Annotated in this window: 11 protein-coding genes; 4 read left to right on the top strand and 7 right to left on the bottom strand. The window is 36.3% G+C overall.

Features of this window, described 5'->3' with window-relative positions:
• The first annotated feature begins 232 nt into the window (after nucleotides 1-232).
• Entirely contained in the window at nucleotides 233-424 is a 192-nt protein-coding gene (locus ACFQZ1_RS05230; RefSeq protein ID WP_377881054.1) for a DUF3949 domain-containing protein, read from the top strand.
• 242 nt (nucleotides 425-666) lie between these two features.
• On the opposite strand, the gene ACFQZ1_RS05225 is transcribed toward ACFQZ1_RS05230, so the two are convergent.
• Both ACFQZ1_RS05225 and ACFQZ1_RS05220 read right to left on the bottom strand, forming a co-directional pair.
• Nucleotides 667-1,464 (bottom strand): tyrosine-protein phosphatase, encoded by a 798-nt coding sequence (locus ACFQZ1_RS05225; RefSeq protein ID WP_377881037.1) that lies wholly within the window; start codon nucleotides 1,462-1,464, stop codon nucleotides 667-669.
• Between the two features lie 397 nt (nucleotides 1,465-1,861).
• A complete protein-coding gene (locus ACFQZ1_RS05220) occupies nucleotides 1,862-2,509 on the bottom strand; it encodes a GntR family transcriptional regulator (RefSeq protein ID WP_377881036.1) in 648 nt (215 codons plus the stop codon).
• Between the two features lie 321 nt (nucleotides 2,510-2,830).
• Between ACFQZ1_RS05220 and ACFQZ1_RS05215 the strand changes: the two genes are divergently transcribed.
• Together ACFQZ1_RS05215 and ACFQZ1_RS05210 are read left to right on the top strand one after the other, a co-directional pair.
• Nucleotides 2,831-4,171, top strand: a complete 1,341-nt coding sequence (locus tag ACFQZ1_RS05215) for an MFS transporter (RefSeq protein WP_377881035.1) — start codon at nucleotides 2,831-2,833, stop codon at nucleotides 4,169-4,171.
• 53 nt (nucleotides 4,172-4,224) lie between these two features.
• On the top strand, nucleotides 4,225-5,937 hold the full coding sequence (locus ACFQZ1_RS05210; RefSeq protein WP_377881034.1) for a glycoside hydrolase family 3 protein: 1,713 nt from the start codon (nucleotides 4,225-4,227) through the stop codon (nucleotides 5,935-5,937).
• Between the two features lie 357 nt (nucleotides 5,938-6,294).
• Here ACFQZ1_RS05210 and murI read toward each other — a convergent pair whose 3' ends face one another.
• The 3 genes from murI to ACFQZ1_RS05195 all read right to left on the bottom strand — a co-directional run bounded on the left by murI (nucleotide 6,295) and on the right by ACFQZ1_RS05195 (nucleotide 8,517).
• Nucleotides 6,295-7,086 carry a glutamate racemase gene (murI, locus tag ACFQZ1_RS05205; RefSeq protein WP_377881052.1) on the bottom strand — a complete coding sequence of 264 codons (792 nt, stop codon included), beginning with the start codon at nucleotides 7,084-7,086 and terminating at the stop codon, nucleotides 6,295-6,297.
• Between the two features lie 352 nt (nucleotides 7,087-7,438).
• A complete protein-coding gene (locus ACFQZ1_RS05200) occupies nucleotides 7,439-8,197 on the bottom strand; it encodes an arylamine N-acetyltransferase family protein (RefSeq protein ID WP_377881033.1) in 759 nt (252 codons plus the stop codon).
• 17 nt (nucleotides 8,198-8,214) lie between these two features.
• Complete coding sequence (locus ACFQZ1_RS05195) at nucleotides 8,215-8,517, bottom strand: YtpI family protein (RefSeq protein WP_377881032.1); 303 nt, start codon at nucleotides 8,515-8,517, stop codon at nucleotides 8,215-8,217.
• A 118-nt stretch (nucleotides 8,518-8,635) separates the two neighbouring features.
• On the opposite strand from ACFQZ1_RS05195, the gene ACFQZ1_RS05190 reads away from it, so the two are divergent.
• Nucleotides 8,636-9,568 (top strand): DHH family phosphoesterase, encoded by a 933-nt coding sequence (locus ACFQZ1_RS05190; RefSeq protein WP_377881031.1) that lies wholly within the window; start codon nucleotides 8,636-8,638, stop codon nucleotides 9,566-9,568.
• 20 nt (nucleotides 9,569-9,588) lie between these two features.
• Here ACFQZ1_RS05190 and ytrI read toward each other — a convergent pair whose 3' ends face one another.
• Nucleotides 9,589-10,089 carry a sporulation membrane protein YtrI gene (gene ytrI / locus ACFQZ1_RS05185; protein WP_377881030.1) on the bottom strand — a complete coding sequence of 167 codons (501 nt, stop codon included), beginning with the start codon at nucleotides 10,087-10,089 and terminating at the stop codon, nucleotides 9,589-9,591.
• Nucleotides 10,086-10,427 (bottom strand): sporulation membrane protein YtrH, encoded by a 342-nt coding sequence (gene ytrH / locus ACFQZ1_RS05180; RefSeq protein ID WP_377881029.1) that lies wholly within the window; start codon nucleotides 10,425-10,427, stop codon nucleotides 10,086-10,088. Before ytrH ends, ytrI begins: the two co-directional genes overlap by 4 nt.
• Between the last annotated feature and the right edge of the window lie 20 nt (nucleotides 10,428-10,447).

Here is a 10,447-nt window from a genome sequence, read left to right as displayed (position 1 = left end):
GAAGGCATTGAGTAATACGAATAGGTGTAAAATAGAGAAAAACAAAAAGAAAAACATAAAAAAGGGGGGAGCGCAAAGCGCTCCCCCCTTTTGTCAACAGCCCCGAAAGGGCAGCTTTTTTGTATGACTTAATTTTTCATCCGGTATGTTATAATGGAAAATAAAGGGATTGATATATGTGTTATTTGCTAATATCTTTTTTGGAAGCATTGCTATCCTTTACTTTCTAATCATGATTCCAATTCAATACTCTTATATATCCGGTTTAAAAGAAAGAATGAAGAAGACAGGTCTCGCGCAAAATGAGTTATACGAAAAGATGTCATTTGAAGAAGAACAAGCGCATTTCAATCTGCAAGGAAACTTATTTAATTTACCGTCGGCTATTGTTGCGAGTCTTATATATAAACTGCGCCATCGTTAGTAAGTGTCTTTATTTTAAGACAAGTCCTAAAACAGTGACTGCACTGTAGCAATAATAAAAAATCAGAAAAGGCCGGTCTCACTATTGATGAGCCGGCTTTTTTGTATAGTATGTAGGAATTTAATTTCGTTAGGTTGGTTGGAATCCCTACACAGATCTCTAAACTAAAAAACGGAATTATCCTTGTTCCTTTTCAATATACATGCAATGGGGAATATGATTTCATCTAGATGTATCTTGTCCTACTCAAGACAAAAGCTTTGTAACGCCTGTCGTTTTTCCTTTGTTAAACCAAACTCATGAGCAAAGTACGTATCAAGGTTTCCATACGTATTCGTAATAGATTGGAAAACACCTTCTAAAAACTCCTCTTTTACTCCAAGCAGCTGTTCCATAATTTGAAGACCTCTGTCATCCAAATGCGCTGAAATTTCCTTCAATACCTTTTCGTTAAACTCTTTCATCGTTTCATTTGTCAATAAATAATCTTCCATAACAGTTTCTTTTGGAACTCCAAGCACAGATAAAATAAGAGCAGCACCAACGCCCGTACGATCCTTTCCAGCGGCACAATGATGTAATAATCCCAAATTATTTGGATCTTGGATAATTTCCATCAATCGTTTGTAAGATGGATTGTTTAGCGGAAGTTTGGAATACACCTCCGACATAATATCTAAGTTAAGATTTTTGAAGAAATTACTTCTAGCCATTTCTTTGATCGTGCCGAATTGATTATTTTGCTCTGATGCCGGGATACGTTCGTATGCCACATTTGAAAGTATCGGATCGGGCTTCTTTTGTGCTTCCAGCTCATCGCGATAATCAAAAATGTATTTAATGTTTAATGTTTGTAAGAAATTCATATCTTCATCTGTCAAACCTGTTAGTTCGTCTGAACGGAAAAAAAGTCCAAACTTTACTGTACGGCCATCCGATGTTTTATAGCCGCCCATGTCACGAAAGTTATTAGCTCCAATAAAGGGGACTACTCGGTTTGCAGGATATGTCGCATAACGATTTGCTGTTGTGATTTCCATTAAAATAAACACCTCTTCTATTTGTAATTAAGAACACTTGCTCGTTGGAGAGTTGGATGATAACTTTCTCTTTTTCACAGCAAGTTGTATACAAGTAGAATACTACCTAATTGTAAAAAAAATATTAAGGCTTTTTAAAGTTCTTGTAACTTTCAAATTTTAGATGCATTGAAATAATATTTTGGGGTTTCCTTATAGTTCAAAAACAGGTATTTTGTACACGAAAAGGATATACGGGAGTTATACATTCCTACAGCTAATCTAGAACTTTATATGAAAGATAGGAAGAAATTAATAAAAAAAGCGTCCCATATTATCAGAAAGGAAAAAGAGAAAGGGACGAAAGATTTATGATCTGACGTCCCTAAGTAATAGATAAATAAGTGAAATTCAAAATTTACATTCTTCCTTCCATTACTAAACGATTACGATTGTTGAGAAGAGTCTCTTTTACTATTTGCTTTGCACCTTCATAGTCTCTGGATGCCACAGCTTGATAAAGAGATTCATTAATGCGGTTAGCGGAATAATGAGGCTGATGAGGAGTAAGCTTCCAGTTTACGGTAGCAATCATGATGATTTTATCTTGATATGAATCCATAATTTGCAGCATAGCTTGATTATTTAAGGCAGACATAATGCTGCGTGAAAACAAATGGGAGTATTTGACGTATTCAGGATAATCATCTTGCTGGCTAGCTTCAATCTGATTTTTGAGACATTTTTCTAATTCCGAGATATTTAAAATACAACCGCGTTCAATCATAGAATCTAGTACATGTATTGTAAAAGAGGCCATTACTTCCATCATATCCAATATTTCTTTAACCGAAATCTCTTTCACTAAAACGCCCCGATTTTTTAATGAAACCACAAAACCCTCCGATTCCAAATGGGAAATGGCAGTTCGAATCGGTGTTCGACTCATGTTTAGTTCGTTTGCAAGTTCGTTTTCTGATAATAGTGTTCCAGGCATGAAATCGCCAAGAATAATCTTTTGGCGTATTTTTGTATAGGCAATGTCTATTAAAGATTTAGATGACATGAACTTTTAATTCCTTTCATTTATCATTTACAAAATTATCTTACAGTAAGCAAGTTTCAACCGCAATTAAAAATCGTAAGTACAGGTTCACAATAAATAAATGAGAAAGTTACATGAACTTTAAAAATGATTAATATTTCATTTACATTCCATTGGTATTCTTCTTGTATACAACTAAGAAAGGAAGGTATACCTAAGCCAACAGATTGTTTCTCGCTGTTTGTAGACCAATGACTTTAAGGAGGAAGATAGAACAAACTAATAAGCACAGAAAAGGTTGTATAGAAACATAAATAACAAACAATTAGGGGGAGACATACAATGAAGGTTTCGTCAAAAACGGTTCTATCTTACGGACTAGGGAGTCTTGGGCAGAATTTAGTTTATATTTTGACTGTTAGTTATTTAATGTTATTTTATACCGATTACTTTGGGATATCAGCAGCAACTGTAGGAACATTATTTCTTGTAGCCCGATTGTGGGATGCTTTATTGGATCCTTTTATAGGCATTGTGGTAGATAATACAAAATCTAGATGGGGAAAGTTTAGGCCGTATCTTTTGCTTCCCCCCGTTATTATGGCCGGTTTTACAGTTCTTTGCTTTTTGCAGCCTAATATCAGTCCTGCCGCTAAGATCATTTACGCTTCTGTAACCTATATCATGTGGGGAATGAGCTTCGGTCTGGTAGATGTTCCATATTGGTCTATGACATCCGCTATCACAGACGATCCAAAGGAAAGAACAAAAGTGGTGATGGTGCCTCGTGTAATGGCAATTATCGCTGCATTATTTGTAAGTGTCTTTACCTTACCGCTTGTTAAAGCGTTAAACAGTTGGGTCCTTGTCAGCTCGATCTATGCTGTATTATGTATCGGCTTCTTCTGGATTACGTTTTTCAATGTAAAAGAACAAGTAATAGTAGCACGAAACGAAAAGTTTACGTTCAAAGATGCCTTTCGTGTAATCAAATCGAATCAGCCGCTTTTGTTGCTGTTGTTGACAATGTTAATGGAAGACATCGTAACAAAATTCCGCGGTGCTTTCGGTATCTACTATTTTAAATATTATTTACATGCAGAAAATCTTTTCCCTGTGTTTTCTTTGGTGAGCATAGTGCCAGTATTAATAGGAGGCCTGTTAGCACCTACGATTTCGAAGCGTTTAGGGAAAAAGAAAACTACTATTATTGGAATTATTGGTTACGGTGTAGAGCATATTGCTTTATTCTTTGTAGGCAAAAATATGATTCCGTTTTTTACATTAAATATTCTAGGTGGCTTATTTTTTGGTATAGCGACGATTACAATGAGTGCTATGATTGCTGATTGTGTGGAATACGGGGAATGGAAAACTGGAAAACGGGCAGAGGGAACGGTATTTTCTACTAACACTTTCCGCTCTAAATTCGCAGGAGCGATTGGCGGGGGAATAGGAGCTTATGCGCTTTCTGGTATTGGTTATATCCCGAATCAAACTCAAGCAGGTACAACGATGGTTTGGATGCAGTTGTTTTTTACGCTTATTCCAGGGATTTTGCTGCTTATCTCTGTTATACCGCTTATGAAATATCAGTTAACAGAAGGGTTCTATGAAAAAATCCTATCTGAAATAAAAATTAGACGAAAGAGCCATACGACTGAATTTAAGAATGCGCAATAAGAGCTGATGATTCGGGCATGTATGAAAAAACATACAAATCAGGGGGAGTAAACATGATGAATTTAAGAGAAAATCCTTTCTATCTAACAGATCAAGATATTGCATGGGTGAACGAAACCTTATCCTCTATGACGACTGAAGAAAAAGTCGGACAACTTTTCTGCCTGCACGGTATGGAGAAGGATGAAAAGAAATTGAAAGAAATGATCGAGACATTTAAACCTGGTGGGTTTATGTTTAGGCCAGACAAAGGAAAGGCAATGCAAGAGGTTCATCGTTTTTTACAAGAGCAATCCGCTATTCCTCTACTTCTTGCGGCAAACCTAGAAGCCGGAGGAAATGGCATTGCATTGGACGGGACAGCAGTTGCTAATCCCATGCAGACAGCAGCAACAGGAAACACAGAAATAGCATACAAGTTAGGGGAGATTGCAGCTAAAGAGGGCAGGGCTGTCGGCTGTAACTGGTCTTTTGCACCTGTAGTAGATATTGATATAAACTTTCGAAATCCTATTACCAACATTCGTACCTTTGGATCAGATGTATCCACAATTATAAAAATGAGCAAAGAGTATGTACAAGCCTTGCAAGAAAACGGACTAGCGGCATCCATTAAACATTTTCCAGGAGACGGTGTGGATGAAAGAGATCACCATCTAGTGACTTCTGTTAACTCTCTCTCTGTAGAGGAGTGGGATCGAACCTATGGTATTATTTTTAAGGAATTAATTGAGGCAGGTACAAAAACGATTATGCCTGGACATATTATGCTTCCTCATTATTCCAGAAAGCTTCGTCCTGATATTAAGGAAGAAGAAATCATGCCGGCTACTCTATCAAAAGAATTGTTACAGGATTTACTAAGAGAACAACTGCAATTTAATGGTGTCATTGTCTCTGACTCTACAATGATGGCTGGGTTCGCAATGGCAAAAAATAGAGAAGAGGCAGTTCCTTTAACAATCGAAGCGGGCTGTGATGTGCTGCTCTTTAACCGAGATGTACAAGAGGACTTTGAATTTATGATGAAGGGTCTTGAAAACGGACTGCTGACGATGGAAAGAGTAGAGGAAGCAGCCACGAGAGTGTTGGCCTTAAAAGCATCTCTTGGTCTCCATAAAAAAGAAGCCGTTACATTAATTCCGAGAGAAGAGGAGCTTAAGGTACTCGGCTGTCAAGAACATAAGAAGTGGGCATCCATTGCAGCAGATGAATCTATTACCCTGGTAAAAGATACAAAACAATTACTGCCTATATCCGCTGATCAATATCGGAGAGTTTTGTTAATTCCTATAGAAAACATAAATTCTCAGTTAAAAGCAGAAGGCTTCTACTCAAAATCCTACACTGAAAGATTTGCAGATAAGCTGCGAACAAATGGGTTTGAGGTGGTTCTCTTTGATCCAAATCAAAATTTTGGAGCGTCATTTACAGCTCCTACGTACACAATAAAAGAACAATTTGACCTTGTTATTTATTTAGCGAACCTTCCTACCGCTAGCGTAAAGCCTACTTTGCGGCTGCAGTGGTCGCCAAAGCTTGCGGGCGATTTACCATGGTTTATTCAGGAAGTGCCTACTATTTTCATTTCTTTAGCTAATCCGTATCATTTATTTGATATTCCGAGAGTTCCTGTCATGATTAACTGCTATCACGCAAACGAAGACATTATTGATTATCTTTATAAGAAGTTAACGGGGGAATCCGAATTTAAAGGAAAGAGTCCGGTAGATCCATTTTGTGGATGTTGGGATACACGGTTTTAACCAATGAGATGTTATTAATGAAGAAAGTTAACTGAGTATGTGCCTTTCTGCGAAATGTAGATCATGCTCCATCGCTATGAAGTTAAGAAATTAGCCGTTTTAAAAAACGAAAAAATGAGCTGAATTTTCATAAATAACTGTAGAAATATAAAATTTTCGTTTGGAGGAACTTCGATCGTAAATAGAAAGTAAATTTTATATAGAGGAAAGTGTCGCTATTTCAGAAAAGGAGTTAAATTGTCTAGAGGCACTTGCCGAAACTGATAGAAGGAACGAGATAGCCGTGTTTTTGAAAATTGCAGAACAAGTTTCAGAAACATAGCTATCTGCGCTTCTTGATTTACCGCTCATGTGGAATTATTTTGTGAGTGAGTTTTCCTTATCTAACAGTGTTAATAATTTTTTATAATTAGATAAAGTAGTTTCATCTTCAACTTTATCACCAGATTTAAAAAATGAAATATTTCCTGTTCCATTGTTCATTTGGTCATTTTCTTCGAGAATTCTCTTTAAATTTTTAGCAGTTCCAACACTTCCGTCGATAATGTCTACATCTTCGTCCAAAAGTTTCTGTAGACTGGATTTAAAATATGGAAAATGAGTACAACCGAGAACGATTGTTCCAAATTGTTTTAAATCAAATATAGATAATTGCTGTCTTAAGTAGGGTAAAACTTTATCTTCACTAAATTCGAATTCCTCAGCAAATTGCACAAGACCAGGAAGAGGTAGACTTTCAACAATATCATGATTATCTATACTTTTTACTAAATTTTGAAATTTTTCCTCTTTAAGAGTTAGTTTAGTTGCTAACACTAAAACCTTTTTTCGCTTTTCTTCACTATTTTGAACAGCTGGTTTTACAGCTGGCTCAATCCCTAAAATCGGAAAATCGTACTTTTTACGTAAGTCTTCCACAGCAATACTCGTTGCTGTATTACAAGCAATGACTAATGCTTTGACATCTTGATTCGCAATAAAGTCAACAGCATCAAAAATATATTGTTTTACCTCTTCCTTTGGTTTTTCGCCATATGGAACATGTAAAGTATCGGCATAAAAAATATAATCTTCATTTGGTAAGAACTTTAATGATTGATGGAGTACAGTAATTCCACCGATACCAGAGTCTAAAAATCCTATTCTCACTGCTTTCACTTTCTTTCCTTTTTAATCAATTCAATTGTATTCTATCACTTATATTTTTTTAGTACCATTTTTACTATGAATTAACTTACTTTCAATTTTAAAATTGAAAACGGTCATCCTTCCATGAAAGGATGACCGCTTTTTTATATTTTCAATGAATCTTATAGAAAAATTACAGTTATTGGATAAAGTGAAACTTCCATCAGTGGGGGGTTCACTTTATCCCCCACTGATGGATAGTTGAACCAATCGGGCTCTTACGGGCAGTTATCTCCCACCTATTTTCTTTGTTTTTTCAGAACCTTGGGGTGGGAGTTATACTGCCCGTTAATGCGGGATAAAGAAATGACTCCTATTTAACCGCAATGCCAAATTCACTCAACGCAAGTGCTTGAAAAGTTTGCATATCAATTGTTTGTTTAGATTTATGCTTCCCTTTCGTTATGGTACAGGTTTTGTCTGTCAGCGTAACGTGGCCATCATCTGTTAGTTTTGCAAGAAGTGGCGATTTATTAAATGGTGATTGTTCATGGTAGGTAATAATTTGTTGTGCGTTCTGTAAAGCTGTTTTATCAATTGGCGATGTGGAGAAGTCATAGCCAATTTCTAGAGTGCCATTTCGATATTTTTCAAATGCGTATTCTCCTAAATCTGTTTTTTTCTTTTGAATGCGGTATTCACCTGTTGAAGAAGGTACTAGTTCCCCTGTAAACGGAAGAGGTTGCAGGGCATGGTGTGAACCGAAACCAACATCAATTAGGTATGGCCGATTATTATGATGTAGAATCGTTGCAAAGTGCGTTTCAATTAGCCGAATTTCTCCATCATTAAATACAGTGCCAGATATCATATGGACTTGAAATCCTAGTTCTTTTAAAGCGTAGTAAAATAACGGATTCAGCTCATAGCAAACGCCGCCGCGCTGGTTGTCTATAATCTTTCTTTTTAAGTTTTCAAAGGTAATATCAATATTTTCATTTTGTATAATACTAATATTTTCAAATGGCACATGTTTAGCAAATTGAGATTGTAATACACGAATATCTTCAAATGTTACATCTTGCTTTTTATATTGAATGCGGTTAAAAAAATCTTTTAGAAAGGTGTTCATTTTATTTCACCTCAAGATTATTTTTGTAACTGTTCTGCTTCCTCAATCGCAAGCGGTAAGAAATGTTTATATTGGCGAATTCCATTGTAGGTGCTAACTCCGCCAACAATTACAAATAAAGTGCCAACGATTATACGAGCCGTTGAAAGATCCAAGAAAAATTGATTCAGGCCAAATAATGCAACAAATAATCCAAGTGCAATCGCTGATTTTCCAGCAAGCCATCCTTTCTCCATGGAACGGTTTGTACGAAAATATTTCGTTTTGTAGAAAAGATACAACATAAATGTAACGATAATACAAAAGACTAATACTGGCATGACCCCAATCCCCCATCTATTTGTATGTTATTTATTTTATTGTAAATCAATTATCGTCCTGTATGAAGTGTTATGCGTTATAATGGGTATAAATTGGTGGAAAAGGAGAGTTTTACATATGCATGAGCAAATTTTAGCAGCAATTAAGCAATTTGATACGATAATTATTCACCGTCATGTGCGTCCAGATCCAGATGCATTAGGTTCTCAGTGCGGACTTGGTACAATGCTGCAAGAATCGTTCCCAGAGAAAAAGATTTATATGGTAGGGTACAATGAACCATCTTTAGCATATTTACGCGTAATGGATGAAATTGATGATACTGTATATGAAGAGGCACTTGTTATCGTTTGTGACACAGCAAATCAAGAGCGTGTTTGTGATCAGCGTTATACAAAAGGAAAGCAATTAATTAAAATTGATCATCATCCAAATGAAGACCCGTACGGAGATATTGTTTGGGTAGATACAACTTCTAGTTCTACAAGCGAGCTTATTTATGAATTTTATTTATACGGTAAAGACAAAGGATTAATGTTACCAAAAGAAGCAGCGCGTCTTATTTTAGCTGGTATCGTTGGTGATACAGGACGTTTCTTGTTCCCGAGCACATCTGCAAAAACACTTCGTTATGCGTCTGAGCTTGTGGGCATGGGAGTTGAATTCCCTGCATTATATGATGAAATGTATAAAACAAATGAGCGCATTGCACATTTAAATGGTTACATTTTGCAAAATTTCACAATGACAGAAGAAGGAGCAGCTTATATTAAGCTGACAAAAGAAGTATTAGAGCAATTTGATGTACTTCCGTCTCAAGCATCAGGGGTTGTTGGAGCACTTGGAAATATTGAAGGCTTAAAAGCGTGGGTTCTATTTTTAGAGGAAGAAGATGTAATTCGAGTTCGACTTCGTTCAAAAGGACCGGTAATTAATAAATTAGCAATGCAATATAACGGCGGAGGGCATCCGATGGCTTCCGGTGCAAAAGCTTTTTCTTGGGAAGAAGCGGACCGTATTTTTGCGGACTTACGCGAATTGTGTAAATAAGAAGAAAGGTAGGGCGTGCTCTACCTTTCTTGTTTTATATTTACGCTAATTTCAAGTGTAGTGTCAAACGAGACCGTTTCAATTTCAAATCGATAGACACGGTCGTAATATTTATATACCTTATTTTCAATGACCTTTTTCAGTAGTTCCTTATTGTTTGCGACGCTTTGAATATTTTGTGTAAGTAAGTGACGGAGATCATCGCGAATCGAGGTTTTTAATGTTTCCACTGTTAGAGAGTCTAAATTATATTTGTCATGATTGACAATCTCAACTTCAATTTCTTGAATCGTTAACACTTTTTTATTTTTTTCATTTTCTTTATTTTGGTCTTCAATAAGTACATGTAAATCATTTGTTAGTTTTTTTATTATGGCTTGTTGTTTTTCGAGTGTTTTTGTTTGCTCTTCTTGAAACACGCCATATATGTACAAAAAAATAATCCAGCTTAAAATCCCGCCAACAGCAGCACCGCCTAAAAAAAGCTTCCATCTATTTGGGAGGAAAGTCGGGACTCTCATACGTGCTCCTGTGTAATCCATTTAATAATCGTGAGTCCTGTTTGCATGCCGCCCGTGGCAAAGAAAATAAGCAGAATTTGTTTTACAATATCTTTTGTATCTCCTTCAAAAAAGCTGCGTTCAAAGCTATAAAATGTATCGAAAGTCCCGCCGATGGCAGCGACGAGTGCCCAAATTCGTAAATTTATTGCAAAATGGTTAATCATTGTGAGCGTTGGTTTCCCTACTAAAAAAGCACCGATACCGCCAATTAACGAGCCCCCAATGATAACACCGAAGGCAATAAAGTAACTTGTGATAAGAAGAGAGAAAAAGCTTTGATTCACTTCCATCGTCATTCTCCTTTCTTTTTCATGTA

The organism is Bacillus sp. CGMCC 1.60114 (genome assembly GCF_042676365.1).
In the GTDB taxonomy this organism is placed as follows: domain Bacteria; phylum Bacillota; class Bacilli; order Bacillales; family Bacillaceae_G; genus Bacillus_A; species Bacillus_A rhizoplanae_A.
The sequence above is the reverse complement of the archived record's forward strand: the minus strand, read 5'-3'. Positions and strand labels throughout refer to the sequence as shown.

Bases quoted from the DNA above. Each gene is read 5' to 3' on its own strand.
- ytrI (WP_377881030.1), bottom strand. From the start codon at position 10,089: ATGAGAGTCCCGACTTTCCTCCCAAATAGATGGAAGCTTTTTTTAGGC.
- ACFQZ1_RS05190 (WP_377881031.1), top strand. From the start codon at position 8,636: ATGCATGAGCAAATTTTAGCAGCAATTAAGCAATTTGATACGATAATT.
- ACFQZ1_RS05215 (WP_377881035.1), top strand. From the start codon at position 2,831: ATGAAGGTTTCGTCAAAAACGGTTCTATCTTACGGACTAGGGAGTCTT.
- ACFQZ1_RS05210 (WP_377881034.1), top strand. From the start codon at position 4,225: ATGATGAATTTAAGAGAAAATCCTTTCTATCTAACAGATCAAGATATT.
- ytrH (WP_377881029.1), bottom strand. From the start codon at position 10,427: ATGACGATGGAAGTGAATCAAAGCTTTTTCTCTCTTCTTATCACAAGT.
- ACFQZ1_RS05230 (WP_377881054.1), top strand. From the start codon at position 233: ATGATTCCAATTCAATACTCTTATATATCCGGTTTAAAAGAAAGAATG.
- ACFQZ1_RS05220 (WP_377881036.1), bottom strand. From the start codon at position 2,509: ATGTCATCTAAATCTTTAATAGACATTGCCTATACAAAAATACGCCAA.
- ACFQZ1_RS05225 (WP_377881037.1), bottom strand. From the start codon at position 1,464: ATGGAAATCACAACAGCAAATCGTTATGCGACATATCCTGCAAACCGA.
- ACFQZ1_RS05195 (WP_377881032.1), bottom strand. From the start codon at position 8,517: ATGCCAGTATTAGTCTTTTGTATTATCGTTACATTTATGTTGTATCTT.
- ACFQZ1_RS05200 (WP_377881033.1), bottom strand. From the start codon at position 8,197: ATGAACACCTTTCTAAAAGATTTTTTTAACCGCATTCAATATAAAAAG.